The organism is Flavobacterium sp. AG291 (assembly GCF_003350375.1).
GTDB lineage: Bacteria > Bacteroidota > Bacteroidia > Flavobacteriales > Flavobacteriaceae > Flavobacterium > Flavobacterium suzhouense.
On sequence record NZ_QQAR01000001.1, the window covers coordinates 351,765 to 378,469 of the forward strand.

At 38.6% G+C, this 26,705-nt stretch carries 26 protein-coding genes; 14 read left to right on the forward strand and 12 right to left on the reverse strand.

The features are described from left to right. Window positions 1–66: 66 nt before the first annotated feature. Window positions 67–1,446, reverse strand: coding sequence for a sialate O-acetylesterase (locus tag DEU42_RS01630; protein ID WP_114756534.1), 1,380 nt, complete (start codon window positions 1,444–1,446; stop codon window positions 67–69). Window positions 1,447–1,642: 196 nt separating this feature from the next. On the opposite strand from DEU42_RS01630, the gene DEU42_RS01635 reads away from it, so the two are divergent. Next, window positions 1,643–2,032: a hypothetical protein gene (locus DEU42_RS01635; protein WP_114756535.1), complete on the forward strand. Its 390-nt coding sequence runs from the start codon at window positions 1,643–1,645 to the stop codon at window positions 2,030–2,032. Window positions 2,033–2,125: 93 nt separating this feature from the next. Here the strand turns inward: DEU42_RS01635 and DEU42_RS17395 are convergent, their stop codons facing one another. The 5 genes from DEU42_RS17395 to DEU42_RS01655 form a co-directional block, all read right to left on the reverse strand. Continuing rightward, on the reverse strand, window positions 2,126–2,284 hold the full coding sequence (locus tag DEU42_RS17395; protein WP_158537840.1) for a hypothetical protein: 159 nt from the start codon (window positions 2,282–2,284) through the stop codon (window positions 2,126–2,128). 1 nt (window position 2,285) lies between these two features. Further along, window positions 2,286–2,417 carry a hypothetical protein gene (locus DEU42_RS17715; RefSeq protein WP_255418233.1) on the reverse strand — a complete coding sequence of 44 codons (132 nt, stop codon included), beginning with the start codon at window positions 2,415–2,417 and terminating at the stop codon, window positions 2,286–2,288. 11 nt (window positions 2,418–2,428) lie between these two features. Continuing rightward, window positions 2,429–2,908 carry a hypothetical protein gene (locus DEU42_RS01645; RefSeq protein ID WP_114756537.1) on the reverse strand — a complete coding sequence of 160 codons (480 nt, stop codon included), beginning with the start codon at window positions 2,906–2,908 and terminating at the stop codon, window positions 2,429–2,431. A 194-nt stretch (window positions 2,909–3,102) separates the two neighbouring features. After that, window positions 3,103–3,363: a hypothetical protein gene (locus tag DEU42_RS01650; protein WP_114756538.1), complete on the reverse strand. Its 261-nt coding sequence runs from the start codon at window positions 3,361–3,363 to the stop codon at window positions 3,103–3,105. A 119-nt stretch (window positions 3,364–3,482) separates the two neighbouring features. Next, entirely contained in the window at window positions 3,483–3,722 is a 240-nt protein-coding gene (locus DEU42_RS01655; protein WP_114756539.1) for a hypothetical protein, read from the reverse strand. A 212-nt stretch (window positions 3,723–3,934) separates the two neighbouring features. Here DEU42_RS01655 and DEU42_RS01660 point away from each other — a divergent pair, with 212 nt between their 5' ends. Beyond that, a complete protein-coding gene (locus DEU42_RS01660; RefSeq protein ID WP_114756540.1) occupies window positions 3,935–4,441 on the forward strand; it encodes a hypothetical protein in 507 nt (168 codons plus the stop codon). Window positions 4,442–4,533: 92 nt separating this feature from the next. Next, complete coding sequence (locus DEU42_RS01665; protein WP_114756605.1) at window positions 4,534–5,406, forward strand: SdiA-regulated domain-containing protein; 873 nt, start codon at window positions 4,534–4,536, stop codon at window positions 5,404–5,406. On the opposite strand, the gene DEU42_RS01670 is transcribed toward DEU42_RS01665, so the two are convergent. After that, a complete protein-coding gene (locus DEU42_RS01670) occupies window positions 5,392–9,126 on the reverse strand; it encodes a metallophosphoesterase (protein WP_114756541.1) in 3,735 nt (1,244 codons plus the stop codon). The two genes, DEU42_RS01665 and DEU42_RS01670, sit on opposite strands and share 15 nt — an antisense overlap. Window positions 9,127–9,152: 26 nt before the next feature. On the opposite strand from DEU42_RS01670, the gene DEU42_RS01675 reads away from it, so the two are divergent. Further along, window positions 9,153–10,352 (forward strand): Pycsar system effector family protein, encoded by a 1,200-nt coding sequence (locus tag DEU42_RS01675; RefSeq protein ID WP_114756542.1) that lies wholly within the window; start codon window positions 9,153–9,155, stop codon window positions 10,350–10,352. 32 nt (window positions 10,353–10,384) lie between these two features. Here DEU42_RS01675 and DEU42_RS01680 read toward each other — a convergent pair whose 3' ends face one another. Continuing rightward, a complete protein-coding gene (locus DEU42_RS01680) occupies window positions 10,385–12,772 on the reverse strand; it encodes a GAF domain-containing protein (RefSeq protein WP_317047558.1) in 2,388 nt (795 codons plus the stop codon). A 159-nt stretch (window positions 12,773–12,931) separates the two neighbouring features. Between DEU42_RS01680 and DEU42_RS01685 the strand changes: the two genes are divergently transcribed. From DEU42_RS01685 to hemL, 3 genes are read left to right on the forward strand one after another with little or no spacing between them, the layout of a single operon-like run. Next, the gene (locus tag DEU42_RS01685; protein ID WP_114756543.1) at window positions 12,932–13,822 is read left to right on the forward strand and encodes a 1-aminocyclopropane-1-carboxylate deaminase/D-cysteine desulfhydrase; all 891 of its coding nucleotides are present in this window, start codon (window positions 12,932–12,934) and stop codon (window positions 13,820–13,822) included. Window positions 13,823–13,825: 3 nt separating this feature from the next. Continuing rightward, on the forward strand, window positions 13,826–14,704 hold the full coding sequence (locus DEU42_RS01690) for a glucosaminidase domain-containing protein (protein ID WP_114756544.1): 879 nt from the start codon (window positions 13,826–13,828) through the stop codon (window positions 14,702–14,704). 2 nt (window positions 14,705–14,706) lie between these two features. Next, entirely contained in the window at window positions 14,707–15,993 is a 1,287-nt protein-coding gene (gene hemL, locus DEU42_RS01695; protein ID WP_114756545.1) for a glutamate-1-semialdehyde 2,1-aminomutase, read from the forward strand. 68 nt (window positions 15,994–16,061) lie between these two features. Here hemL and DEU42_RS01700 read toward each other — a convergent pair whose 3' ends face one another. Both DEU42_RS01700 and DEU42_RS01705 read right to left on the reverse strand, forming a co-directional pair. Continuing rightward, entirely contained in the window at window positions 16,062–16,433 is a 372-nt protein-coding gene (locus DEU42_RS01700; protein ID WP_147278043.1) for a hypothetical protein, read from the reverse strand. An 89-nt stretch (window positions 16,434–16,522) separates the two neighbouring features. Then, complete coding sequence (locus DEU42_RS01705; RefSeq protein ID WP_147278044.1) at window positions 16,523–16,951, reverse strand: hypothetical protein; 429 nt, start codon at window positions 16,949–16,951, stop codon at window positions 16,523–16,525. Between the two features lie 108 nt (window positions 16,952–17,059). Here DEU42_RS01705 and DEU42_RS01710 point away from each other — a divergent pair, with 108 nt between their 5' ends. From DEU42_RS01710 to DEU42_RS01725, 4 genes are all read left to right on the forward strand, one after another. Then, on the forward strand, window positions 17,060–17,431 hold the full coding sequence (locus tag DEU42_RS01710; RefSeq protein WP_233506596.1) for a hypothetical protein: 372 nt from the start codon (window positions 17,060–17,062) through the stop codon (window positions 17,429–17,431). Window positions 17,432–17,545: 114 nt separating this feature from the next. Beyond that, window positions 17,546–18,367 carry an MbnP family protein gene (locus tag DEU42_RS01715; protein ID WP_114756548.1) on the forward strand — a complete coding sequence of 274 codons (822 nt, stop codon included), beginning with the start codon at window positions 17,546–17,548 and terminating at the stop codon, window positions 18,365–18,367. Window positions 18,368–18,373: 6 nt separating this feature from the next. Further along, entirely contained in the window at window positions 18,374–19,420 is a 1,047-nt protein-coding gene (locus DEU42_RS01720; protein ID WP_114756549.1) for a cytochrome-c peroxidase, read from the forward strand. Between the two features lie 3 nt (window positions 19,421–19,423). Next, a complete protein-coding gene (locus DEU42_RS01725) occupies window positions 19,424–20,380 on the forward strand; it encodes a transporter (RefSeq protein ID WP_114756550.1) in 957 nt (318 codons plus the stop codon). A gap of 60 nt (window positions 20,381–20,440) precedes the next feature. On the opposite strand, the gene lysS is transcribed toward DEU42_RS01725, so the two are convergent. Further along, window positions 20,441–22,135, reverse strand: a complete 1,695-nt coding sequence (gene lysS / locus DEU42_RS01730) for a lysine--tRNA ligase (RefSeq protein WP_114756551.1) — start codon at window positions 22,133–22,135, stop codon at window positions 20,441–20,443. Window positions 22,136–22,270: 135 nt separating this feature from the next. On the opposite strand from lysS, the gene DEU42_RS01735 reads away from it, so the two are divergent. Next, complete coding sequence (locus DEU42_RS01735) at window positions 22,271–23,002, forward strand: hypothetical protein (RefSeq protein ID WP_147278045.1); 732 nt, start codon at window positions 22,271–22,273, stop codon at window positions 23,000–23,002. Between the two features lie 111 nt (window positions 23,003–23,113). Next, window positions 23,114–23,839, forward strand: a complete 726-nt coding sequence (gene lipB / locus DEU42_RS01740; protein WP_114756608.1) for a lipoyl(octanoyl) transferase LipB — start codon at window positions 23,114–23,116, stop codon at window positions 23,837–23,839. Window positions 23,840–23,852: 13 nt separating this feature from the next. Here lipB and DEU42_RS01745 read toward each other — a convergent pair whose 3' ends face one another. Next, window positions 23,853–24,458 (reverse strand): ribonuclease HII, encoded by a 606-nt coding sequence (locus DEU42_RS01745; protein ID WP_114756553.1) that lies wholly within the window; start codon window positions 24,456–24,458, stop codon window positions 23,853–23,855. A 206-nt stretch (window positions 24,459–24,664) separates the two neighbouring features. On the opposite strand from DEU42_RS01745, the gene DEU42_RS01750 reads away from it, so the two are divergent. Next, a complete protein-coding gene (locus tag DEU42_RS01750) occupies window positions 24,665–26,602 on the forward strand; it encodes a S8 family serine peptidase (protein ID WP_114756554.1) in 1,938 nt (645 codons plus the stop codon). The last annotated feature ends 103 nt before the right edge of the window (window positions 26,603–26,705 follow it).

The window sequence follows — 26,705 nt, forward strand, 5'->3', positions numbered from 1 at the left end:
CTTCATGCTAAATAATTTGAGTTAGTTAAGTTAATAGAAAAGAGCCTTTAAGGCCCTTTTCTTATGTTATTCAGTTTTGAAAGAAGACATTGGCAATCCTACGCTGTTAAACACGTCTGCAACTGCGATGTTTAGCCAAGCATAGCGAGCATGTACAGGTTTTTTAACCTTTTTTGAAGTCAGTACAACGGTATTGTTTACTATTTTGGGCTGAGCTTCATAAAAAATACCATCTTCCCCTGCAATTTCAAATTGTGTTGAAGTCTTTCCCTTAAAGTGCAATCCATCGGCATAGTTAAAATTCAGGATAATTTTAGTATTGTCTGTTTTCAGGTCTTTAAATAAAGGTCCATTAACCATCCCCTTATTTAAGCCATATGTATTACTTAAGGCCAAATTGGCAAGCCTTTCTGCGACCGGCTTTTTATTGCGCGGATGTATATCTTCCGTAGTACTGATGTCGTTTATAACAACCATTGCTGTTTTTGCAACCTGATTAAGTACTTTACGTTGCGCGTCTCTTATGGTCACTCCCTGATAATTTCCTCCTTCATATTTATACGATGCTATCTGCACATAGTAAAAAGGGAACTCCTCTTTCCATGCTTCGCGCCAAGATTTTATAAGCCCTCCCAACGTAGTATCGTATACATCAGATCCAACGTTAGATTCTCCCTGGTACCATAATACACCCGCTATCTTGTAGCCAACAAACGGATGAATCATGGTATTGTAAGTTCTTCCGGATTCAATAGGACTCCAGGACATAGCTGATAGTTTTGCCGCTGCTGAAGCCATTACAGGATTGCTGTTAACGTAAGTTTCAGGTATCCATATCTCGGCGGGTGACCCTCCCCAACTGGAATTTATTATACCGATAGGTATATTTTTAAGTTCTTTTTGAAGGCGTTCTGCAAAAAAATAACCTATAGCACTAAAGTACTTCATCGTTTCTGGTGTGCATATTTTCCATTCCCCGGGAACATTCATCTGAGGGTAAGGTGAAGAAAGCTTAGGGGCTGCAAAAAATCGTATGTTGGGATAGTTACCTTTTGCAATTTCTGCTTCTGCGTTATCTATTCCGGAGCTTGCTGTCCACTCCATGTTTGATTGTCCGGAGCAGAACCACACTTCACCTAACATCACATTTTTTAGCGAGAATTCATTATAGCCTTTTATGTTTACCGTATAAGGACCGCCCGCTTCAGTTGTTTTTACTAAAATTTCCCAATAGGCATCATTTCCGGGTGTAACTTTATATTCCTTGTCTGTCCATGATGGCTTGATGGTGATTTCTTCGAATGGGCTTGCCCATCCCCAAAGTTTTACTTCGCTGTTACGCTGTAAAACCATATTGTCTGAAAAGAAAGAAGGCAATGATACATTGGCAAAGGCCGACATATAAGTAATAAGCAGAGCAGCTATAAGAAGGCTGTACTTTTTCATTTTCGTAATCGTTTTTTTCTTCTGCAAAGTCGAAATAATTATCTGCTGAACCTAATAATATCCTGTCAAATGATAAGAGTATTTATAAATGCAATAGCTAAAGTTAATATGCTTTTATTTGGGTTAAACATTGGTTAATTAACCTGTTAGCTTAAAAAGTGTTTTGTAACTTTATAGAAACGCAAAAACACGCATCATGAGAAAAACAATTTTTATGCTGACGCTAATGCTGGTTTTTGGTATTGCCTCAGCACAGGTAAATAAGGTTGATCCGCCTACGGCTATGCCGTCTCCGGGAACACCGCCTACAGAAAATGCAACACAGGAGATAAACCGTGAACAGGCTTATAAAACAAATTCGCCGACTACTACGACGCCTTCTTCGACAGTACCAAAGCAGGTGCCTTTAGCAAATCCTATTAATGGAGCTGAGTCTCCGTATCCGGGAAGAACACTGGCTTATCCAAAACCGCAGGGTGCTTTACAGCCCGGAACAGCAATTACAACCGAAGATCCCGGAGGGACAAATAATAAACAAACTACGTTGCCTGCATCAAATACAACGAATCAGGGAAGAGTGCCATAAATCTTAGCATAGTAGTTTTCTCGGAGCTATATAAAAAAGCATCAGGTCTATCCTGATGCTTTTTTATTTGTCACAAGTTTTTGATTATTCTATTTAGTCGGTGGCGAATTTCTCGGCATCATAGTCTTCAGGTTCGCCGGGGCTAAATTTTTCATTATCTTTTTTCTGCACATTCTTAGCTGAAGTGTCAGGCTTGTTCTGATTTGCTTTTTTTGAAGGCTTTTTATCAGGCTTGTCGGTGTGGGGTATCATTTTATATACTTTGAGTTGGTAACCTGTCAACATTGTTTATCCCTTCACTCTCATAAAAGGGAGTTATTTCCGGATTATGAAATGTAGTACTTCCAAAAATAGAAGTATAAATTGCTTCTTTTACGACTTTCATTGTATTGGGTTTTAATTCGTTCTCTGTGCTTCTCGGGTTGTAACTTTTGAATTGTTTCCAGTACTTCCTGTGCCTGTCCCGGAACCACTGCCTGCAGCACCACTGCTTCTTAAAGGGTTTCCATTTTTGTCTACAGCATTATTTACATCGCTGTTTTCAATCCTGTCAGTAATAGCCTGTTGTCTAGCGGCCTCGTCTTTAGCAGTAGTTGCTGATGAACCTGAACTTGTGGTGCCTGATGAGGTGCTAGTTGGTTTTTTAATACTTCCGCTGCCAGATCCTGTTGCATTAATAGAAGTAGATGTAGTTGTTCCATCACTAACTGTGGTAGTTGTTTCATTGGTTGAAACGGTATCTTCATAAGTTACAGTAGTGCTTTCAGTAGTTGTCTGCGTTTTTCTGTCACAACTGTTACATGATGTAAAAACATTCATTCCGGCAACAATTCCCACACTAAATGCAAATTGTTTTATTAAGGTTATTGTTTTCATGTCTTAGGGTTTTGTAAGTCTCTACCTTAAAATTATTTAAAATAATAAAGGGATTTTGCCAACAAAAATCTAATTGTGAATACTATAACATTTGCGTTGAATTGTGGTTTAATTATAGCCTTTAAGCCAAAAAGAAAGGAGCTTTTAGCTCCTTAGTCCATTTTAAAGTAAAGTTGATTAATCATATAGCCATCTTAATCAAGATGATTATCTGTTATAGTGATGTTCTTTCCATCCCTCAATGGATTCCTTCGGTTGACCAAATGGCTTTCGTGATGAGGGAAATTACCATTGTGTGAAGGGCATGTTGTTTTAGGGAAGGACGCTAGTTCGTCCGGATTGATGATTGCCGGGTCTTCATACGGAAAAGTAAAATTATCGTATGAATTGTTCATAAGGTTCGGGTTTCCGCCAAGGTCTCCCAGATCGTGGCGGTTAGATAAATAATTTGCCATAATCGTCTGATTTATAGATTAAAGATACAAATTATAATTTTACGAAAACGTTATAGGTAGTTAATTTTTAATGATGTGTAATAATTAAATAAAAAAAGCCTTAAGAAAGGCTCTTTTTATTACATGAATCCGTCATTTTCAGGGTTGTTATCAGTTCTTATAATATTACGTCCTTCTCTGACGGGTGTTCTTTTATTAACCAAATGGTTTTCACTTTCGTGTTCAACTTCTTTTGCGTCCATTATTTGTGAAGGTTTTGGAAATGATGCCAGTTCCTGGGGATTTGTGATTGCCGGGTCTTCATAGGGCAGGTTGAACTCTTTTTTAGATCTATCAGATTTGTTTTTTAGATTTTCCATGATGTATAAATTATAAATTTAAAGCTTATTAAAGTTAAGGACTTATTTGGCCACAATATCTTAAGGGTTCTATAATTAACGGTTGATTAACAGTGTTTTAATATTTGTTGTTTATCGAAGAAAAAGAGCATTTTAACGTTTTTATCTTTTTTTGTTTTATCAGTTTTATCTTCAGATTTATGTTTGTGTATGTCAAATAATGTAGGGAGAATATGAAAAAGATTTTGCTGATAATTTTGGTTGCTATAGTAGTAGGAAGCTGTTCTGCAGATATGGAAGGGAATGATGTGCAGTACGATAATTCGGCTACTCAAAAAACAGATGTTTCTGAATCTACAGTTTTAGCAACAAGGTCTTGTTTTATAAATCTTTCAGCTCAGGTAAGTGTTAATTTGTCGAATGGATTGGGAAATCCGGTGGTTGTTTTTACACCGGTTATTTCAGGTTCGGTTCCGGCAACCACAACCTACAGGGTAAGAGTAGAGGTGCAGCCATTATCTGATTGCGACGATATGAATAGCAACACGGGGTCCCTGCTTACTTTTGGACCTTCAGGAACCGTGCAAAACGTTATTGCGGCACCACCTTCAATCTCTGTCTTGCCTGGCAGTATGCCACTGTGCTATAAATGGAGGTTTGTTTTCGAAGGAATATCTACTGGCCAGAAATTGCCCTTTTGTAATTCGGCTTCTATTTGGTATGAATCGCCACTGTTCTAATTTTTGATTTTTAATAGTAGAAGAACCATCACCTTATGTGGTGGTTTTTTGTTTTTGGGCAAATGCTTCTTACATTTACACAAAACATCACTATGAAACCATTTCGTCTACTGGCCTCAGTTTTATCTGTTTTTATAATGTCGTGTTCCGGAAACGGCCAGCATTTAAAGGAATTAGGTAAAACCGACCTTAAAGAAATATCTGCGCTGGAATATCTTCCGCAATCAGAAGCTTTGTGGAGCCTGGAAGATAGCGGGAATAAAAACAAGCTTTATAAACTGGATAAGGATGGTAAAACACTTAGTGAACTTACTATAACAAACCTTAAAAACACCGATTGGGAAGAGCTAACTTCAGATGGGCAGGAGAATCTGTATATTGGTGATTTTGGAAATAACGATAATAAAAGAACAGATCTTGCAATATATAAGATAGATAATGCCCAGCTTAACCAAAAAACAGCTGAAGCTACAGATAAGGTTTCATTTTCATATCCCGAACAAACGGAGTTTCCTCCTAAGAAATCGAAAATGATGTTTGATTGCGAAGCATTCTTCGAATTCAAAGGTAATTTTTACTTGTTTACCAAGAACAGGAGTGCAAAATTTGATGGGAGTTTTTATGTTTATAAAGTGCCTAATATACCCGGAAACCATAAAGCACAGTTGCTGGGAGTAATGACTACCTGTAAAAACTTTAACCGCTGCGCCATAACCGCTGCCGATATAAGTCCGGACGTAAATAAAGCGATACTGCTAACAGGCGATAAGATAGTTGTTATCAGCGATTTTGAATCGGGTAATTTTGCTAACGGAAAAACTGAAATGTTTGAGTTAGGTTTTGTTTCCCAAAAGGAAGGCCTTTGTTTTATAGATAATGATACCCTGCTCATCGCTGATGAGAAAGACAAACATGCAGGAGGTAAGCTTTATCAGCTTAAATTATCGGATTTAAAAGCCAAATGAGAAACCAAAAGCGACACGTCCGCCTTCTGACCCCTGAAAGTAAGTTACCCTTGCTGTAGCGGCTCCTGCTGCATTTACCCATATGCCGCCACCGTAGCTGTTGTGCCACTTACGAGAGTTGTCATTTTCCAGCCATACCCGTCCATAATCAAATCCGCCTAATATTCCGTACTGCATAGGGAGAAAGGCGCTTTTCCAACGGCCAAGCATTAGTCTCAGGTCACTGCTTTGTACATATCCCTGCTTTCCGGTAAAACGCTGCTGCCGGTAACCTCTTAAGCCTGTATCGGCACCAAGAGTGGCTGCCTGATAAAATTCATAATTATTGTTGAATAACAACTTTGTTTTAAACGAAGTGGCAAATATAAACACGTCATCATGCGAAATTTTATGCACAATATTCAGGTAACTTTCCAGATAGGGGAAATTACGCTCTAATTGGTCAAGACTTGTTTTCCATCCTCCCAAAAGGTTGAATTCAAGTCCCAGTGCCGGTAGAGATTTATTGTCGTAACTCGAGAAACTGTAGCGTGCGGTCGCTCCCATAAACTGACGATGCTCATGTAGATAATCGTTTAAAGCTCCCGGTTGGCTTACAAAACGACCTGCAGTTTCATCTACTTCAATAGATTCAAAGGGTATTTGGAATTCGACAGTGCTGTTATTTCTTCCATTTCTGAACAAAGAAGGCGCAGCTCTGAATACCTGAAGTTTTACCCTGTTATAATCCATTCCCAAATCATCGTCAAAATTTAGGGTTTCGTTTCCATTCCCAAAATAGTTGATACTGAAGTTAGGGCTTGTGTACAAGGCATCAAGGCCAATGTTCCACTTGCTGGCAACATTCATGAATTTGCCTTTGTATATCAGCTCAAAACCATTGGTTGCAAAATAATAGTTTGCTTTTACCTCATGTTTTTGAGAAAATGGCCTTCTGTTAAAGTTGTTGATGGTGTAACCTCCGGCAGCCCCCATTTTTACCCCGTCATCGGGATTGTAGCCAATCGTAGGATAAAGCGTCCATACATTATACTTAGGTTTTTTGTAATCATAACTGTTGGTTTCGTAATCATTGGTCAGCAACAGTCTGGTTTTATGGTCTACAGTATAAGTGTTTGGTTTACTTTTAAAGTCATAAACCTTAACTTTTTTGCCGTTTTGAATGTTGTAGGTGTCATTGTTCTGTCCGCCCAGCAGCCTTATGGATATGGCTTTTTCAGGCTTGCCTGTTACTTCATAAATGTCGTCATCATCTAGCCCATAGATCCATATTTCTTTTGTCTCACGCTTATTGTATGTTTTGTCCAGCGTCAGTATTTCGGTGCCATCTTTTTTAATGCAGTACATTTTAATCTGAGTATTGCCATGTGGCATTCGGGTAATGCTGAATCTTTCTTTTTTATCTGTACCGGCAATTAGTACAGTTTTTAATAATACCTCACGATATTCAAGGGCATATTTTTGAAGATCTGACCTACGCTTTTTTAGAGTTTCTTTAATTTTAGCAATAGTTTCGTCCTGTACTTCCTGAGGGAGGCCAGCGAAAGCTTTTTCTATAGCCTCATCGTTAAGTTCGTTTTGTAGTTCCTGAGCTGCTTTTATCCATACGCTTTCCCCTGATTTTGTTATGAATGCCAAATCCTGCGGATAAGCTTCCATATTGAACCATTTTATGCTAGGAATATGGTCTTTAAAGCTTCTCATGTGTCGTAACGGTGGAGCCGTCATAATTAGGGTTAAGGCAACTCCGCCATATTTAGCAAATGCCTGATCGCGATCGCGGGGAATGGGTCTGTAATAAATACTGTCTTTAGTATTGAATCTCGACCAGCGCCATTGGTCAGAATGCCTGTCCCAATCGCCGGTAAGCATATCAAAAAGACGTGCTTTGATATAGGTCGGCTCATCGATGACATATTTTTTGTCCTTTTGAAGATTAAGCAATACATCATCTGTACTTTCAATGGCATCAGGTTTACCAAAACTTCCAAGGTCTTTATGTTCATCCGAAGGGCGTTCTTCGACCATGTACAGTTGATCGCCATACTCTATATTGAATTCTTTCAGTGCATTTTGTTTGGGAATGTAATACAATTCAGGATTAGTATGGTATATGCCGGCAGCATCGGCAAGATCATCCATAATAAAAGGCGTATAAGGATGATTTGTAGTGTAAAAATCCAAAAGAAAATCTTCTACATAAGTTCCTTCGTATGAATCGCCTATGTATCGTGTTTTAAAAGCAACGGCCTGAAGGAAACGGGTAGCGCTTTTCTTTACGCCACGCATTACATATTCTTTTCCGTTTTTATCCAATAGCCTGACTGACATCGACTGATGCCCACCTCCGGCTCTCCCAGGGGTAAGTCCTCCATAAAGTGTATCTAATGATGCTGAAGGAACTGTAATCGGTAAGCTGAAATACTGTCGATAATGTGTACCCATTAAAAAGCTGTATACGCCGCTTCTTTTGGTCATTTCAGGAGTATACACCGATGTTGTTACGGTAGCCGGAAATGTGTTAGGGTATGTTGTTGTAAATGGTTCCGGTTTTTTAAGTAAAGGAGTTTCAAATAGTTTGGTTTCTATATTGTCTTTTACTCCGTAGTAGGTTACCTTAGAGTTGCCATTTTTTAAAATGTCAACTACAGCATAACCGTTCCCGCCATAAGAAAAGTCATTGTCATATATGGCTCTTGCAGCTTCTTCTTTAGATCCGGAACCACTTATTATCTGATGGATATTTTCAAAGTAAATGTATTGCAGGTTATGGTCATGGCCTGAAACTACAATAACATTGTCTTTATCCTGGATTAATGTTTTTATCCTTTTTGAAAGTGTCGCATATATTGGGCTTTGCTGATCCTGTGTGCTTGCACCTGATGTTTTGCGTAATAAATTGATAACAGAGCCCAATACTGGTAAAGGGATTTTGCTCTGGAAGGGAAATAAGTTTTTTTCAAGTGAAAATTGCCCGCCATGTGTACCATTGCTCAATAATGGATGATGTATCGCTAACAGTATTGTTTTGTCTGAATTCTTATTAAGCAGGCCTTCAAGTTCTTCAAAAAGATCTTCGCGGGTTTTAAGGGTACAATCATCATTAATTGTGGGGTATTTATCCCAGTCCTCAATATACCATTGGCTGTCTATGGTTATAAGCAGGGTGCTATCGCCTAATTTGACATCATTGATACCACATCCCTTGCCGGGAAGGAAGGACTTTTTTTCTTTCAATCCTGATTTTATGAACGCTTCTTCTTCCTCAAGACCTTTTAAACCATAATACCAGTCGTGGTTGCCGGGAATGAAGTAGGTTTTGCCATCAAAAACCGATGCAAGAGCCATCTGGCTGTTTAAAGATGCTTCTGCTTCTTTTCTTTCCTCAACGGCATTTTTTGGTGGCATTCCAAGAGGGTATATGTTGTCGCCAAGATAAACTAAAGTGGCATTCTTTCCTGAAGTCTTAAGTCTTTCGGCAACCTTAGCAAGCAACTGCTGCGAGTTAGGTTGTGTAGCATAGCCGGCATCTCCAACAAGAAAAATGCTTTGCTCGCTTTGTGAAGCATTAGTTTCAGTACTGTCTTTTACAGGTAAGGTAGCTGCTTTTCCATACTGTGGTTTATGCGTAGCGCAAGAATTTAATACTAATGCAATAAAAAGAAAAACTAAGAGTTTTATATTTGCTTTTACTATTATGTTACGCCAAAAGAATTTCATAATTTGGTGGTGTTAAATTCCTGCTTATGAATATTGTTCAAGAAGCCGAAAATTTTGTTTTTGGTTTATTCAAAGATAAACTATCTCCTGATTATATATACCACAATTTTAACCATACTTTGCGTGTGGTTAACAATGTGCGGATTATTGCAGCTGCTGAAGGTGTTAGTAAGGAAGATACCGAATTACTACTCCTTGCTGCATGGTTTCATGATTCGGCTTATATCGACGGTCCTGTTAACCACGAAGAGCGTAGTGGCGTTATAGCCGGAGATTTTTTACGTGAAAAAGGATACGGAGACGATGCAGTTGCCAAAGTGGCATCACTTATAAAGGTAACTAAGCTGGGTACCAGTCCGGAAACTCGCGATGAAAAGATTATGAGAGATGCAGATTGTTCCCATTTTTCGGACCCTAATTACTGTGATCTTTCACAACTGTTGCGAGAAGAATGGAAAATAACACAGGGCAAAGAATTTAGCGATATGGAATGGGCGCTTATTAACAGAAATGTACTGATACATGAGCACCGTTTTTATTCAGATTATGGTAAAGAAAAGCTGCAACCGCTTAAAGAAGCAAATATTGCCAGGCTGCAAAATGTAATATCTGAAATAGAACAGAAGCAGAAAGACGATTCTAAAGACAAGGAAAAGAAAGAGAAGAAGGAAAAAGATAAGAAAGAGAAGGAAGGGAAGTCGGAGAGAGGTATTGATACCATGTTTCGTGTAACCTTAAGTAATCATACCCGTCTTAGTGATATTGCCGACAGTAAGGCCAATATCTTGCTTTCTGTAAATGCTATTATTATTTCGGTGTCGCTTAGTACGCTTATACCAAAGCTTGACAGTGCAAGTAATGCCCATTTAATAATACCAACATTCATTATGGTGTTTTTTAGCGTAGTATCTATCATATTTGCCATAATGTCAACAAGGCCCAAGGTAACCAGCGGGACCTTTACCCGAAAAGATATCGAAGATAAAAAGGTAAACCTGCTTTTCTTTGGAAACTTTTATAAAATGCCTATAACTGAGTATGAGTGGGCAATGAATGAGATGATGAAAGACAGGGATTATCTTTACAACTCCATGATAAAGGATTTGTATTACCTGGGTTTGGTCCTGAACCGAAAATATAAATTACTGCGTATTACCTATACCATATTCATGATTGGTATAATAAGTTCGGTAATAGCGTTCGTATATGCTTTCAAAGCAATGTAAAAAAAAAATGCCACTGATAAAGTGGCATTTTTTTATTTGTTTGATATTTCCTTTAAAAGATTTTCGTAGCTCATCATCTCAGTTGAGTTGAGGTTGTTGCTGTAAAGAATGCCCACTCGGAGTGCTTTTAATCCTGTTACGCCCTGAAGGTCTTCTACTTCAAAACTCTCAATGTTATTGTCGAGCATATTGTTATGCTGAAGGTACTGTATGTATCTTTTATACTCGATTTCTTCCTGGCGGTGCGAATAAACGATTGTAATTTTACCTTTTTCGGTAATACGCTGTGTCGTACCTTTTATAAAAGCTTTATCAATACGTTTTTTTACAACTTCATAGCGGGCATTATAGGTGCCGTCTACGTCAAAGCGTTTTTCGTCCATCCTGAAACGTATCGAAATAGGCGAACTGAATACAAGTATCAAAGAAGTTACGTCAAGGTCATAAGGCAGGGTAGGGCGAATCCTGTAATACTCATTTTCCATTTCGCACATGGCCTGTAACTGCCATAATCTAAGATTACTCAGGTATAGCGGGCTATAGTTTTGGTTAGGTGATATTGAGGCTCCTATATACAGGTTATGCTCTACGCCATCGGTTTTAAAACGCTCATAATAATGAGGGAAAAAGGCTTGCGCCTCTGCTTGCTTCCTGTCAAGCACTTCAGCCATTTGTTTGTTGATCATCGATAGCGTATCGTCAAAATCCTTACGGCTTTCGTAAACCATTTTTACTTTACTGTCGAGTGTGTCAAAGTAAGCCTTTATTTTTTCGTGCACTTCATCGTTTGTAGTGTCAAAATGCTGAAGAACCGGATGTATTTCATTAGCAATATAACTTTGAACTATAGATTCGGTATCGGCTTTTAGCGAGTTTTTAAGTTCGCCCTCCATGTTCTCCAGTTCGTAGATGTGCTGCTCAATTAGAGGGAGCTTTTCCTGTTTGTGTATAAAACGGAATACTGATAAAAGTTTTTCAATCTGGCGAATCAGGTCTTTTTCTATTGATTCGTTTCGTGCTGTAGAAGATCCTTTAATGTCAATTTGTCCGTAAAGCGGGTATACTTCCTTAAAAACGATTTCTTTATACGCCAGGTTCTCTTTATCCGGGCTAACAATATGCTTAAGTGCTTCTTCCTTGAATTTCCAGTAAACGCTATGGTGTATGGCAGTATATTCATTCTGGATTATAGCATCGATTTCGTTTTGCAGCTCAGAATAGTTACGGTCAATGGTATCAGTAAGGAATGGTAGTACATAATCAAGCTTAACGGCGTTGATGCTGTTTAGTTCACGTGGTCTTGCTGAGACTACTTCAAAAAAGCCTAATAGCTTTTCATTTTTTATGATGGGAGCCAGAATACAGCTCTTAATGTTTTGCGACAGCAAATGTTCCGCAAAGTCTTTATCAACAGCATTGTTTTCGAGATAAGCTTCTACATCAGATATGATGTAGCTCTTTTTCTCGTCGAGCATGGTCTGAAGTGTTTCATGGCAGAAAACTTCATTGCAGTTCATCTCGTTACAGCCGGATAATATATAACTTTTTAGGGGTTTAAAAGGCGCGATCTTAAACATGTTGTCTTCCATGCTTATCTCGGTAAAACCAATGTGTAAATCAGGTATACGGTAGATTGACCTGAAAATGTCCTCAAATTTTTCTTTAATAGCAGCTTTATCAGGATGACTACTGTTAGCTAATAATAAATTCGTTTTTAAGTTAGAAATAGCAATTTCGCTTGTAGCATCAAATAGCGAAATGATACCAAATCCTTTTACTACCCAGCTTTCCGGAGGGAATTTTTGTTTCCAGAGCTCAAGGTCATCAAAATTATTCATAAGGAGTGTTATGTCCTCGGGAGTAATTGCTATGGCCTTTTCAGTAGGGATTATCTCTAAAAAATCGGCATTGTATAAAATACGATAATGTTTCATGATGCCGTCCTGATCAGGAATATCATAAAACAAAGGCCTGCTGAAATCAAAATGCTGGCCGTAATAACCATTTAATACAAGGCAACAGCAAAAAACATAAAATTCATGCTGCTCAAAATTACGTATGGCCATGCCAAAATCGTCACCGGCATTGGCAAGAATATCTTCAAAACGTTCAGTACGGTTGAAGGTAAAATTAAAAAAAGGTATTGCTGCGGCCTTTATCTCGTTTTTTTGAAGAGCAGTCGGGAAAAGATCGGCAAGCAGGTTTTTTATAAGGTCTTTATGTTTTTCGAGTTGCGAAAGGTCCGAAATTCCATCACGTAGCTCCGGAAAAGGAGAAGTGTGCCTCAACAGTGCCTTTGCATAGTCTGAGCGGTAGTCTACATCCGATTCGGCTATCTTCTCAAGGGCTTCCAGTACTTTATGGAAGGAGATGCGTGCAACCAGCGGACTTATAATTTCATTTTCATCATCCATTTTCATTGTAGAAAATTTATTTAATGTAAAGGTAGGTAATTTTAACATTCAATAATTAAAAGGGTGCATTTCTTGTCATAGTTCAAGATTAATTTTCAGAACCTTATGACGGTGTTTTGAAGGATTGTTATTTTATGCTTATTTTGCATATATCATACCATTTGCATGAATCAGCCTGTAAACTTATCTTTTCCTGACAAAATTTCACTTACCGTAAAAAGGGAAGACTTGCTGCATCCTCATATTTCAGGGAATAAGTTTCGAAAACTCAAATACAATATACTCGAAGCGAAGAAACTCCAAAAGAAGGCTTTACTAACATTTGGAGGTGCTTTTTCTAACCATATCGCGGCTACTGCCGCCGCAGGAAAAGAATATGGCTTTGCTACAATAGGAGTGATAAGGGGAGAAGAACTGGTTAATAAAATTGGGGATAACCCAACACTAAAGTTTGCACAGCAATGCGGCATGCAGCTTAAATTTGTAACAAGGGGTGAGTATAGACTTAAGGCTGACGCTGAGTTTATTAAAAAGCTTGAAGCGGAGTTTGGTGATTTTTATCTTGTTCCTGAAGGAGGGACAAACGAGCTTGCTGTAAAAGGATGTGAAGAGATATTGTTGCCGGAAGATCAACGATTTACACATGTTGCATGTGCTGTAGGCACAGGAGGTACTATTTCGGGACTAATTCGGTCAGCATTTCCCGGGCAGGAAGTACTGGGCTTTCCGGCACTTAAGGGTGAAGGTTTATCAGATGATATTTGTAAATTTGTCCCTCAGAGAAACTGGCAATTGGTAACGGAGTATCATTTTGGAGGCTATGGTAAAGTAACAGAGGAGCTTATCGTTTTTATAAATGATTTTTTTGATAAAACCGGAATACCTTTAGATCCTGTTTATACAGGAAAGCTGTTTTTTGGCGTTATAGATTTAATTCATAAAGGTTATTTTCCTGAGAACTCGGATATTTTGCTTATCCATACGGGTGGACTCCAGGGGATTGCCGGAATGAACAATGAATTACTAAGAAAGAAACTACCTATAATTAAAACCTGATATATGTTAAAAAGAATTTTGGCTTTAACTGTACTAAGTTGTTTTTTGTTAAGCTGCGGATCGTCTAAATCACGAGTGCAGACAACTAAAAACGGTACAGCCAAAACAAGGACTGCAAGAAATACCAAACCTGCAATAAAAACTACAACAGGCACGGCTTCGTCTTCAACAAAAAACACAGAGACCCTGGAGTCTACTTCAAAAACAGTTGTATATGCAGAGGTTGTAAAGGCCTATATTCAGGATTTTAAAGAAGTGGCAAAGGGTAATATGCGCAGTCATGGTATCCCGGCAAGTATTATTTTAGCGCAGGGTATTCTTGAATCTGGTGCAGGAAGAGGTACGCTTTGTATTTCAGCTAATAATCATTTTGGAATAAAGTGCCATACTGACTGGACAGGTGATAAGGTATATCATGATGATGACTCTGAGCAGGAATGTTTTCGTAAGTATAAAGATCCGGCGGGTTCTTATGAGGATCATGCCCTTTTTCTTACTTCAAGAAGCAGGTATGCATCATTATTCAAGCTAGATAAAGATGATTATGAAGGCTGGGCACATGGTTTAAAGGCAGCCGGTTATGCAACCGATCCTAAATATCCGGCAAAACTTATCGGCCTGATTGAAAATTATGGGCTTGCACAATATGATGCCGAAGTACTTAACAAAAAGTATGAAGCAAAGCCTAAAACTACAGCTCCTGTGGCTAGTGTATCACAGCCTTCATCAACTGCCCCTAAATATGGTACCTATACCGTTCAAAAAGGTGACACACTTTATTCTATTTCAAAAAAACATAATCTTACTGTAGATCAGCTAATGCAGCTTAACGATATGTCGAGCAATGCATTATCAATAGGTCAGGTATTAAAAGTTAAATAAATATGTTATATCAAAGAAGCAGCCAGCTGTTCGCTGAGGCAGAACAGGTTATTCCAGGCGGCGTGAACTCTCCTGTACGTGCCTTTAAAGCAGTAGGAGGAACTCCAATTTTTATTAAAGAAGCTAAAGGGCCTTATATTTATGATGAGGATGGTAATAAGCTTATAGATTATATTAACTCATGGGGTCCAATGATTTTGGGGCATGCTTATGAGCCAGTAGTAAATGCTGTAATTGACAGGGCTAAAAAAGGGACGTCTTTTGGAACTCCTACGGCCCTTGAAACAGAGATCGCTGCACTTGCAGTATCTATGGTGCCTAATATCGATAAAATTCGTTTTGTGAATTCCGGGACAGAAGCATGTATGAGTGCCATACGTCTTGCAAGAGGGTATACAAAACGCGATAAGATCATAAAATTTGCAGGATGCTATCATGGTCATTCGGATTCATTCCTTATTCAGGCCGGTAGTGGTGCTGTTACTTTTGGTACACCAAACAGTCCCGGTGTAACACAGGGAACTGCAAAAGATACTTTACTTGCTAATTATAACGATCTTCAAAATGTTGCAGATCTTTTTGCAGCCAATAAAAATGAGATAGCAGCCATAATCATTGAACCTGTTGCCGGAAATATGGGCTGTGTTCCGCCGGCAGAGGGCTTTTTAGAAGGTTTAAGGCAGCTCTGCGATGAAAACGGTACATTGCTTATATTCGATGAGGTTATGACCGGATTCAGACTTGCAAAGGGCGGAGCGCAGGAACTTTTTAATATTAAAGCCGATATTGTTGCCTTTGGTAAAGTGATAGGCGGAGGATTGCCTGTTGGTGCATTTGCAGCCCGTAATGAAATCATGAATTACCTTGCGCCACTCGGCCCGGTATATCAGGCGGGTACATTGTCAGGGAATCCATTAGCAATGGCAGCAGGTCTTGAAATGCTTAAAGCACTGAACAATGATACTGATGTGTTTAAAAGGCTTGAGGAAAAGACGGCTTATCTTGAAGTTGGAATTCGCAAACAATTAGATGAGGCTAACGTTGTTTATACCATAAACAGAAGAGGTTCTATGATATCGGTTCATTTTGATGCTGCTCCGGTAACCGATTTTAAATCGGCGGCTAATGGCGATAATGAAACCTTTAAAAAATTCTTCCACGGATTACTAAAAGAAGGTGTTTATATTGCTCCTTCGGCTTACGAAACGTGGTTTATTACCGATGCATTGACTTATGAAGATTTAGATGCTACAATTGCAGCGATTGGCAGAGTTGCTCAAACTTTGTAAATACACAAATAGCTATAAACAAAAAGCTTCCGCAATACGGAAGCTTTTTTTATAACATAATCCCGGTTTTAGTGGGTAAGGATGTTCATTAGCTGAGCATTGCCTTCAACTTTAGCAACCTGAGCAGGCTCAAGGTATGATTTCATTTGCGCTTCTACGTAGTCTGCAAGAACAGCTTTACGCTCACTGCTTAGGTCTTGAGCTAAATCCATGTGTTTTTGCTCAAAAAGCCCTTTTAGTTTTACTTTTTGATCTGCATTAAGTTTTACAAACTCAGAAAGCGTATTAACATCTTTAATAGCAGCTTCGCTGAAAGCAGCCTTTTTGCTTAATGCTTCCTGATTGGCAGCAGGCTTGGTAGCAACTGCTTTTTTTTGTTGTGCATTTGCATTAATCCCGAAAGCAAGCATCACAACGAAAAGTGCAACTATTTTTTTCATAATTTTAAAGTTTTTGGTAGAAAGTTTATGTTTATATAACATCAAATCTAATTAATTTGATTATTAACACAAAACTTTACACAAAAAAATTACCCTCTGTTATGAATTTTGTGTTTTCTTTCGTTTTTTCTCAATTCGTGATGTTTTTCTTTTCTAAGTTGTTCGAACTTCGTGAATTGGTCTTCAGAAAGAATTTTTTTCATTTCGCGGTTCATCGCGATTCTGTTGTCAAGCATTTTGTTTTTAAGGGCGAATCGCTCATCTGCTGTCAATTTTTTGCCTGCCTGCCTTTCCGGCATGTGCTGCCTTCTGAATTCTGCACGTTGTTTGCCTTGTTCAACAAGAAGCTCCTTAACATCTTTTTGCTGCTTTTCGTTAAGGTTTAGTGCCAGCGTCATTTTTTTAGATTGCAATTCTGCTCTTTGTTCCGGTTTTAGAGGTTCCGGTTTGTCATTTTTTTGTTGTGCATTAGCGCCTACAGTCATTGTCATTGCCATTGCTAAAATCCACATTTTCATAATTATAATTTTTAAAGTTATATCCATTAGACATTTTAGATAGAATAAAGGTTTAATTTTTTTAACTGTTAAACTTTTTATTTAACAAATGGGCTTTATCTTTGCGGCGTGAAAAAAGCAATATTCATAGTAATTGTAATAATGTTACTAAAGCCTGTAATGCCGGTTTTGGATTACGTCATCAATTACGATTATATTGCTAAAGAGCTTTGTGAGAACAAGACAAAACCTCAAATGCACTGTAACGGGAAGTGTCATCTTATGAAAGAGCTTGCCAAAGCTGCAGAAGAGCAAAAGCAGGAGTCAGACAGAAAATCCGCCCAGGAAAATGCTGAGGTGCTTTTTTTTCAGGCTCCGGTTGAATTTGCTTTCTCTCCGGTAATAGCGATTCCTTATTCTAAAAATGAAACAGTTTATTGCAACTTGTATTCGCATAGTAATACTGTTTCTTTTTTTCATCCCCCCGTGTTTATTTCTTAAAGTTATTTGTCCTGAAATATGTTGTGCTGCTTTTGTGGCCTGCATATGTTTTATTTATCCTGTTAGCCATGGCTTTCGGGGGTTCTAACCGTATACTTTAAAAAATTAAACCAAATGAAATTCCAAATAAAATATTTTGCAGCTGTATTGGCTGCAGTAAGCCTTTTTGTGTCATGTAATAACGATGATGATTCTGCAATTGTTGAAGGTACACATGGTGATGCCGAACTTTTTTTTGATAATGGAGTTGCCGGAGATGCACTTATAATAGGCAATACATACACTAATTCTAATGGTGAATCACTAACCATTAATCGTTTTAATTACATCATTAGTAATGTTGTTTTGATCAGGGAAGATGGTACAGAGTACATTTATCCAAAAGAAGAAAGTTATTTTGTTATCAACCATGCTGATGAGTTGCAAACAGTTCATCTGGAAGGGGTAGCTGCCGGAGATTATAAAAAGATACGTTTCGGGATAGGCGTAGATCAGCAGCGTTACCTTCAGGGAGAAACAGCGCAACAAAGCTTTTGGGATCTTGCTGCGGCTAACGATCTTACCTGGACGTGGTCTACAGGATACCGTTTTATAAACTTTGAGGGAGCATTTACTTCAACTGCTGGCACAGAAGCCAAACCGTTCCAGGTGCATCAGGGCAGTAATACAGCAACTGATAACTACAGAGAGGTAACGCTTGATTTGCCTACTACTGCTCGTGTTCGTGAAAACGAGCAGCCGAGCATCCATATTAAAACAGATATAAATGTTTTGCTTGACGGCGATACTAAAATATTATTGCAAAACAACCTTAACGGCGCCGGCACTGCTGCTGCTATTATGGGAGGTCAGAACCTGATTGATATTGCGGCAAATTCATTGAAAATGTTTACGGTAGATCACGTGCACAATGGGGCAGGTAGTCATCATGAATAAACTCTCATGAAAAATGTATTATTAGCAGTATTGTCATTCCTGTTGCTTTTATCGTGCGGGAATGATGATGCTGATCTTTATGAGGAAATAAATGAACAGCTGGAATTGAATGTTCCGGCTAATTTTCCACCAATGGCACAGGATATATCCTATAATTATCCTACCCAAAAGGGGTTTGAGCTTGGGCGAAAGCTGTTTTACGATGGCAGGCTTTCGGCAGATAATGCCATTTCCTGTTCATTTTGTCATGAGCAGGCTACAGCCTTTACACATCACGGACATCAGCTAAGTCATGGTATTAATAATCTTGAAGGGATTCGTAATGCACCTGCGGTGCAAAACATGGCTTTTCAGAGTGAATATTTTTATGATGGTGCTTCTAACAGTATTGAAATGCTGTCAATTGCACCAATTCACAATCCGGTAGAAATGAATGAAACGCTTGAGGGTATTGTGGCTAAACTGAAACAGGACAAGGAGTACGTAAGGCTCTTTAAGCAGGCTTTTGAGGATCAGCAGGTTTCTTCGGGTAATGTGCTTAAAGCATTGGCTCAGTTTATGACGATGATAGTTTCTGCCAATTCAAGATATGATAAATATGTGCGAAATGAAGGTGGTGTTTTTTCTCAGCAGGAATTACTGGGGATGCAGCTTTTTCAGCAAAAGTGTGCTTCATGCCATAAAACTGATTTATTCACCGATAGTGCGTTTCGTAATAATGGATTGCCGCCCAATCCTAACTTAAATGATAAGGGCAGGGAAGTGGTGACCGGCTTTGAAACAGACAGATATAAATTTAAAGTGCCTAGCTTACGAAATGTTGCGCTTACGGCACCTTACATGCATGATGGACGCTTCGGGTCATTGGAGTCGGTACTGAATCATTATTCAAACGGAGTAAGGCAGAATGAAACACTCGATCCAATTTTAAATCAAAATGGGACATTGGGACTCTCAATTACCCAAGAAGAAAAAGATGCTATTATAGCGTTTCTTAAAACCCTAACAGATGAGGAGTATATCAATAATCCTTTGTTCTATTATAAAACATAACGAATGAAAAAATATATAATAATTGTTCTTTTAATATGCCAGACTACACTCGCAAGCACTGCTAAAGATAGTTTAGACTTGAATTATAGCAGGTATGTCCCTGTGTATGAGTTTGAGGATTTTTGTGATGCCTGTGGCTGCTCTGCAAGTGGCGGGGGTATGGGTTTTAGTTCTATGCTGAATCAAAATTTTGTAGGTCTGCGTTATATGTATCAAAGTTATACCAGCCGTGAGGGGATCTTTAATAATTCTCCGTGGATCGATGAGAATTTTAATACCATTCAGGCCTGGGCCAGGATACCTGTGTTTAAAAATTTTCAGGTGTCTGCATTGGTTCCCTATCATTTTAACAGTCGTAGGCCGTCTACGGGAAAACAAACGATAGAAGGTATTGGGGACATTACAGTATTAGGTTTATATACCGTTTACCAGACCCATAAAGATAGTACTCTTTTTGTGCATACATTACAGGCTGGTGCCGGAGTAAAAGCGCCAACGGGTAAATATAACGATGCTAATAATGGCAGTGTAAATCCGAGCTTTCAGTTGGGTACTGGAAGCTGGGATTATATGCTGGCTACAGAGTATGTTATAAAACATAAACAATGGGGTTTCAATACTATGCTCAACTATATCTTAAAGACAAAAAATGATGAGTATTATCAGTTTGGTGATCAGTTTAATTATGCCGGTACATTGTTTTATGTAGTAGAGAAAGAAAAGCTCACCCTGGTGCCTCAGGTTGGTTTGGCAGGGGAAGTATATGCTTCTAACCGACAATATGATGAGGATGTTCCTAATACCAAAGGAGATATTCTTTTCGGAAAGGCAGGACTTGAAGTGGGGAGCGGTAAATTTTCTTTGGGCGTAAATGCTATGCTGCCAATAAATCAGAATCTTACAGGAGGTAAGGTAGAAGCAAACTACAGGTTGGCAATCAATCTGAATTATAGTTTGTAATTGTGAGGTAAGTAAAAAAAAGGCTCCCATTGGGAGCCTTTACTTATATATGCAAGGAAATTATCCTTTGTATTCTACTGTTTTAGATTCGCCTTCTACAGTAACTTTTACAAGTCCGTGTTTAGCTAATCCTTTCATGGCAGCATCCCATTTCTTTCCGCTTAATCCTGCCTGGGTTTTAAGGGCGTCAAGAGCAAGTTGTCCGGCCGCTTTAAGTAGTTCAGCTACCGCTTTTTCATCTTCGGTAAGCTCAGGGCCTTTTTTCTCCGGACGCATCTGAGGGAAGAACAGAACTTCCTGAATAGATGGGTTGTTGGTAAGGAACATGATAAGTCTGTCCATACCTATACCTAAGCCTGATGTAGGTGGCATACCATATTCAAGCGCTCTAAGGAAGTCATTGTCAATAAATTGAGCTGCTTCAACGTCGCCACGCTCTGATAGTTTAAGCTGCGCTTCAAAACGCTCTCTCTGGTCGATAGGGTCGTTAAGCTCTGAATATGCATTAGCAATCTCTTTACCACATACCATAAGCTCGAAACGCTCGGTAAGTTCCGGATTGTCACGGTGCTCTTTACAAAGCGGACTCATCTCTTTTGGATAGTCAGTAATAAAGGTTGGCTGAATGAAGTTACCTTCACATTTTTCACCAAATATTTCGTCGATAAGCTTGCCTTTACCCATAGTGTCGTCAACAGCGATACCCATGCCTTTAGCAGCTTCATATAGTTCTTCTTCAGTTTTGCCTGTAATATCAAAACCTGTAAACTGTTTGATGGCATCTGTCATAGTAACACGTGCATAAGGAGCTTTAAAGCTTACTTTGTGTTCTCCAAAAGTGGCTTCAGGAGTACCATTTACCTCCATTGCACAGTGCTCAAGCAGGTTTTCGGTAAATTCCATCATCCAGTTGTAGTCCTTGTAGGCTACATATATTTCCATCGCGGTAAATTCAGGATTGTGCGTCCTGTCCATACCTTCATTACGAAAGTTTTTAGAGAATTCATAAACACCGTCAAAACCACCCACAATAAGTCTTTTTAAGTAAAGCTCATTAGCAATCCTCATATACAAAGGAATATCAAGGCTGTTGTGGTGAGTGATGAAAGGTCTTGCCGATGCTCCACCCGGAATTGATTGGAGGATAGGTGTTTCTACTTCAAAATAACCTTTGTCGTTAAAGAAGTTACGCATTGCGTTGAACAATTTTGTTCTTTTAACGAATACTTCTTTTACCTGAGGGTTTACCACAAGGTCTACATAACGCTGGCGGTAACGAAGCTCAGGGTCGCTGAAGCTATCAAACACATTTCCGTCAGCATCTGTTTTAGGCATAGGAAGCGGACGAAGTGTTTTGCTTAACAGCGTAAGTTCTTTTACGCGGATTGATTTCTCACCAACCTGAGTTGTGAAAAGCTCACCTTTTACACCTACAAAATCACCAAGGTCAATTAGTTTTTTGAATACTTCCGTGTAAAGTGTTTTATCTTCTCCGGGACAGATTTCGTCACGGTTAATGTAAACCTGTACGCGTCCTTCGCTGTCCTGAAGCTGAGCAAAAGCAGCTTTACCCTGGTCGCGGATAGACATTAAACGTCCTGCAACTACAACCTTCTTACTTTCAGAAAAATCGTTCTTTACCTGTTTAGATGTATGATCTACAGGATAAAGGTTTGCGGGATACGGATTGATGCCGAGTTTTCTCAGCGCATCCAGTTTTACTCTACGAATGATTTCTTGTTCTGAAAGCTGCATGATTTATAATGTTTTTTAAGCCTGCAAAGATAATGATTATTAACAAATAATCAATTTGCAGATTGTGCTTTCTAAAAGCTTTTTAGGTTGCGCTTTATTGTATATTTGGCATTCAAAACAATTTTACAAACACCAATGAAAACAAAATTATATACTGTTTTAGCATTACTGCTGCTTGTATTTACGACCTCGTGTGATTTTACCGAAAATATTACTATAAATCCTGATGGTTCGGGTAATATGACCATGGCTATGGATGGTTCTACACTTATGGCCCTGGCAGGAGAAGAGATTGCGAGTGAAACGGGAGGAAAAAGAACAGATACGATTATGGATTTTAGCGCGCTTTTAAAAGATAAAAAAGACAGCATTGCTAAAATGCCGGAACAGGAAAGGAGAATGCTGCAGGCGTTAAGCAATATGAAAATAAAAATGCTGATGGATCCTGAAACATCGGAGTTTAAGTTTGATATGATTTCAGATTTTAAAAAAATTGATGAACTTCAGGATATGATGAAGCTTATTAATGAAGCGCGTAATATGGATAAGAACGGATTAGGTGAGGCTGCGGGAATGATGAATAATAATTCAGTAGTTAAATATTCGTATGACGGGAAAAAATTCATCAGAAAGGTTGAGCTTCCTGAAACGTTTCAAAAGCTTCCGGATAGTCTTAATGCTTATATGGAAATGATGGGTGCATCGGAGTATGTCTTGAAGTATAAATTTCCTAAGAAAATAAAATCTGTTTCAGACAAGAAGGCAGTTATTGGTCAGGACGGTAAATCGCTTACTTTGGTTTATTCGTTTTCAGATTATTTGTCCGACCCTAAGAAAATGGGGTTAGAGGTCGAATTTGTGAAATAGAAATTTTATCATCATCAAAACAGGTTAAGGCCTGTTTTTTGTGGACAGGATTAATGTTACAGGAGGCAATAAGTTTTGTAAATTTGTAATGCGATTTAAGCTTAAATGAAGATGAATAAAAAAGTGCAGTTTTCTGATCTTGGGGTTAGAGATTATAAAGATACGTGGGAGTTTCAGGAAAAACTATTTCAGGAAATTTTAGATATAAAAATAAGAAACAGGAGGGAAGAGCTTTCGCTTGAGACTCCCAATTATTTATTATTTGTTGAGCATCCGCATGTTTATACCCTTGGTAAAAGCGGAGATATAGAGAATCTGCTTATCAATGAAAAACAACTTGAGCTAAAAGGTGCGACTTTTTATAAAATTAACAGGGGAGGTGATATAACATATCATGGTCCGGGACAGTTAGTAGGCTATCCTATATTGGATCTTGAGAACTTTTTTACAGATATTCATAAATACCTTCGCTTTCTTGAAGAAGTTATAATCAAAGTAATGGCTGATTATGGGTTAAAAGGTACGCGTAGTGATGGTGAGACCGGAGTGTGGCTTGATGTAGGTACGCCGTTTGCAAGGAAGATTTGTGCAATGGGGGTACGTGCATCACGATGGGTGACAATGCATGGTTTTGCATTTAATGTAAATTCTGATTTAGGCTATTTTGATAATATTGTTCCGTGTGGAATACGTGGAAAAATGGTAGCGAGCCTTAATACTGAACTTAAGGTGTATAAAGTAGATGAAGAAGAAGTAAAGCAAAAAGTGCTTAAATATTTTGCAGAGCTTTTTGAAGCAGAAATTGTATCTAAAAAAATAGAAACTTTATACCTATAATATATAGGTGTAATTATGATCCAAAATCAATCTCGAGCTGATCGGGTAAAAGCCGGAATGATTTACGGTGGTATTTTGTGATTCCGTATTTTCTAATGGCTTCCCTGTGTTCGGTCGTGGGGTAGCCTTTGTTTTTTTTCCAGTTATACATAGGGTATTCTTCGTGGATCATATTCATGTAATCATCGCGGTAGGTTTTGGCAAGTACCGAGGCTGCTGCAATACTCAGGTATTTGCTGTCGCCTTTTATAATGCAGTTGTGAGGGATGTTGTCTACGGGTTTAAAACGGTTGCCGTCTACTATAATATAATTAGGCGTGGGATTTAGGTTTTTTATGCATTCCTGCATAGCCTTAATGGAGGCGTTTAAGATATTGATCTCGTCGATAATTTCCGGTTCTATATGGATGATGTGATAACAAATGGCTTTTTCCTGTATTAACGGCCGAAGATTTTCACGTACCTTTTCTGAAAGTTGCTTTGAGTCATTGAGTAATTCGAGTTTAAAATCTTCCGGAAGAATTATAGCTGCTGCAGTAACCGGTCCTGCCAAGCAACCACGTCCGGCTTCGTCGGTTCCGGTTTCATTTTGCAATCCGGAGAAGTTAGATAAAAGCATTTTGATTATTTGTAGGTAATGTTTGTAAAAGTAACTTTTGTGGGTCAAATGTAAAATGTTTATTAATTAAATTGTAATTTTTAATGTTGCAATTTAGTTGTTGATTGATAATAATTTATATTTTTGCTTTTCTATAAAAAAACATTTTGCATCTTGTTTTTAAATAGTGCTATTAAATTGATTAAATAAAAACTAAAAGAACAGTTATGAAAAAAAATACTTTGAAGCTTTTCGTTCTTGCACTTGCGCTGGGAGGTAGCCTTGTTGCTACGGCTCAGAACAGGAAGCTGGAGTCGGAAGACTTTAAGCCTAATCAGGCAGCCTTGAAAGGGCTTAGTGACAAGTACCGCGCTAAATATGAAAAAGAGCTTGCGGATGCTTTAAGACTTGCTGAGGTAAACAACTGGCCTGTTGAAGAGCATACTAAAGAAGGTGGGTACAGAAAACTTACTGCAGTAGACGCTTCAGGTAATCCTGTCTATACGGAAACATATAATGCTGGTTCTGCTATTACATCCAGGGTTAATGAACTTCATCCTGGTGGTTCTTCTAATTTAGGTCTTACGGGTAAGTTCGAAGATGGTACTTATATGCAATTAGGTATTTGGGATGGTGAATATCCATTGTTAAGTCATCAGGAATTTCTTTCTCCCGATGGTCAACGTTTTGATAGTGGAGATGGGCCTCCAAGTGCAAGTGCACCTCATCCCACACACGTTTTAGGAACGATGATTGCTACAGGGGTGAATCCTCAGGCACAGGGAATGGCTTATGAGGCAACGGGTAAAGTTTTTAACTTTAATCTTGATTTTGCTGAAATGGCGGCAAATGCTGCTACCCTTATACTTTCTAACCATTCCTATGGTATTCCAGATTTGCAAAGAGGTGTTTATACGAATTATGCAAAAGAGGTAGATGAGATAATGTTTTTTTCACGTCGTTATCAGCCGGTAATTGCGGCGGGTAATGAAGGTAATGGTGTTTCTTATAACAGAATGGGTGATAGAGGTATTGCTAAAAATGCTGTTACTGTTGCGGCTATTTATGAGTTAGATCATGTTACTACTACTGTGCCTGCTATTTCTGATTTCAGTAGCTTTGGACCTACTAGCGATAACAGGATTAAACCGGATATTTCAGCTAAGGGTGTTGCTGTTTTCTCTTCGTTAAATAGTAGCTCTTCGGCTTATGGTAATTTGCAAGGAACATCTATGGCCTGTCCAGGGGTTACCGGGGCTTTTGCTTTGATACAGCAATATTATGCAGAAAAGCATACGCCTGAAGGTGCGGGTCCTGGAATTGAGAATAAAACGTTTATGCTGTCATCGTCACTTAGGGCCCTTATGGCGCATACGGCTTTAGAAGCTGGAGATAATCCTGGTCCTGATGCTAAATTCGGATGGGGTGTGCTTGATGCTCGAAAAATGGCTGATGTTATAACCAATGAAGGTGTGTCGTCTACAATTATCCAGCTTACGCTGAGGCCGGGCGAAGAGCATACTTATGAGGTGCAGGCTTTAGGTGGTGAGCCGCTTATTGCTACATTAGCTTGGACTGATCCTGCTCCGGTTATGCCTTCAAGTGGGATAGATTCAACGCCTCAGGTTAATGATCTTGATATTAAGATTGAAAAAGGTACTTCTGAGTTTTTTCCTTGGAAGTTAGGTACTACGCCGAGTTCACCGGCAATAAAAGGAGATAATAGTAAAGATAATATTGAGAAGGTTGAGGTTGAAAATGCTTCAGGTACTTATACAATCAGAATTTCTCATAAAGGAAATACGTTGGTTAATCCTGCGCCGCCGCCATCATTTGATGATCCGAATCCTGTTACAGAGCCTCTTCAGATTTATTCGTTGGTTATAACTGGATTTGATGCTACACTTGCTAACGAGGAATTCGTTCAGGAAACTTTTAGTGTGTGGCCGAACCCTGCGCAAGGTCATTTAAATATTTCTATGGCATCTGATGTTGAAGTAGGAGCAAAAGCAACTATTTATGATATACAAGGAAGGGTTGTGCTTAAGAGTGCTATTTCTTCTGCTAATACTGAATTAAATATAGAAAATTTAAGTTCAGGTATTTATATGGTAAATGTTGAAAATGGTAAAACAAATACCACTAAGAAATTTATTGTGAAATAATTTTCTAAAAAATATATAAAATCACGCAACCTTTTAAGAAAGTTTGCATCTAAAAAGAAACGTCGGCTTAATTGTTGGCGTTTCTTTTTAATTTAAAAAAAGA

What these genes read in the sequence shown, in the direction of transcription:
- lysS (WP_114756551.1), bottom strand. Translation starts at nt 22,135, where the DNA reads ATGCAGCTTTCAGAACAAGAAATCATTCGTAGAGTAAAACTGGATGCG.
- DEU42_RS01680 (WP_317047558.1), bottom strand. Translation starts at nt 12,772, where the DNA reads ATGAAAATGGATGATGAAAATGAAATTATAAGTCCGCTGGTTGCACGC.
- DEU42_RS17715 (WP_255418233.1), bottom strand. Translation starts at nt 2,417, where the DNA reads ATGAAAGTCGTAAAAGAAGCAATTTATACTTCTATTTTTGGAAGTACT.
- DEU42_RS01685 (WP_114756543.1), top strand. Translation starts at nt 12,932, where the DNA reads ATGAATCAGCCTGTAAACTTATCTTTTCCTGACAAAATTTCACTTACC.
- DEU42_RS01725 (WP_114756550.1), top strand. Translation starts at nt 19,424, where the DNA reads ATGAAAAAATATATAATAATTGTTCTTTTAATATGCCAGACTACACTC.
- DEU42_RS01635 (WP_114756535.1), top strand. Translation starts at nt 1,643, where the DNA reads ATGAGAAAAACAATTTTTATGCTGACGCTAATGCTGGTTTTTGGTATT.
- lipB (WP_114756608.1), top strand. Translation starts at nt 23,114, where the DNA reads ATGAATAAAAAAGTGCAGTTTTCTGATCTTGGGGTTAGAGATTATAAA.
- DEU42_RS01745 (WP_114756553.1), bottom strand. Translation starts at nt 24,458, where the DNA reads ATGCTTTTATCTAACTTCTCCGGATTGCAAAATGAAACCGGAACCGAC.
- DEU42_RS01660 (WP_114756540.1), top strand. Translation starts at nt 3,935, where the DNA reads ATGAAAAAGATTTTGCTGATAATTTTGGTTGCTATAGTAGTAGGAAGC.
- DEU42_RS01715 (WP_114756548.1), top strand. Translation starts at nt 17,546, where the DNA reads ATGAAATTCCAAATAAAATATTTTGCAGCTGTATTGGCTGCAGTAAGC.
- DEU42_RS01735 (WP_147278045.1), top strand. Translation starts at nt 22,271, where the DNA reads ATGAAAACAAAATTATATACTGTTTTAGCATTACTGCTGCTTGTATTT.
- DEU42_RS01690 (WP_114756544.1), top strand. Translation starts at nt 13,826, where the DNA reads ATGTTAAAAAGAATTTTGGCTTTAACTGTACTAAGTTGTTTTTTGTTA.
- DEU42_RS01650 (WP_114756538.1), bottom strand. Translation starts at nt 3,363, where the DNA reads ATGGCAAATTATTTATCTAACCGCCACGATCTGGGAGACCTTGGCGGA.
- DEU42_RS01720 (WP_114756549.1), top strand. Translation starts at nt 18,374, where the DNA reads ATGAAAAATGTATTATTAGCAGTATTGTCATTCCTGTTGCTTTTATCG.
- DEU42_RS01750 (WP_114756554.1), top strand. Translation starts at nt 24,665, where the DNA reads ATGAAAAAAAATACTTTGAAGCTTTTCGTTCTTGCACTTGCGCTGGGA.
- DEU42_RS17395 (WP_158537840.1), bottom strand. Translation starts at nt 2,284, where the DNA reads ATGATACCCCACACCGACAAGCCTGATAAAAAGCCTTCAAAAAAAGCA.
- hemL (WP_114756545.1), top strand. Translation starts at nt 14,707, where the DNA reads ATGTTATATCAAAGAAGCAGCCAGCTGTTCGCTGAGGCAGAACAGGTT.
- DEU42_RS01665 (WP_114756605.1), top strand. Translation starts at nt 4,534, where the DNA reads ATGAAACCATTTCGTCTACTGGCCTCAGTTTTATCTGTTTTTATAATG.
- DEU42_RS01700 (WP_147278043.1), bottom strand. Translation starts at nt 16,433, where the DNA reads ATGAAAAAAATAGTTGCACTTTTCGTTGTGATGCTTGCTTTCGGGATT.
- DEU42_RS01675 (WP_114756542.1), top strand. Translation starts at nt 9,153, where the DNA reads ATGAATATTGTTCAAGAAGCCGAAAATTTTGTTTTTGGTTTATTCAAA.
- DEU42_RS01705 (WP_147278044.1), bottom strand. Translation starts at nt 16,951, where the DNA reads ATGAAAATGTGGATTTTAGCAATGGCAATGACAATGACTGTAGGCGCT.
- DEU42_RS01670 (WP_114756541.1), bottom strand. Translation starts at nt 9,126, where the DNA reads ATGAAATTCTTTTGGCGTAACATAATAGTAAAAGCAAATATAAAACTC.
- DEU42_RS01655 (WP_114756539.1), bottom strand. Translation starts at nt 3,722, where the DNA reads ATGGAAAATCTAAAAAACAAATCTGATAGATCTAAAAAAGAGTTCAAC.
- DEU42_RS01630 (WP_114756534.1), bottom strand. Translation starts at nt 1,446, where the DNA reads ATGAAAAAGTACAGCCTTCTTATAGCTGCTCTGCTTATTACTTATATG.
- DEU42_RS01645 (WP_114756537.1), bottom strand. Translation starts at nt 2,908, where the DNA reads ATGAAAACAATAACCTTAATAAAACAATTTGCATTTAGTGTGGGAATT.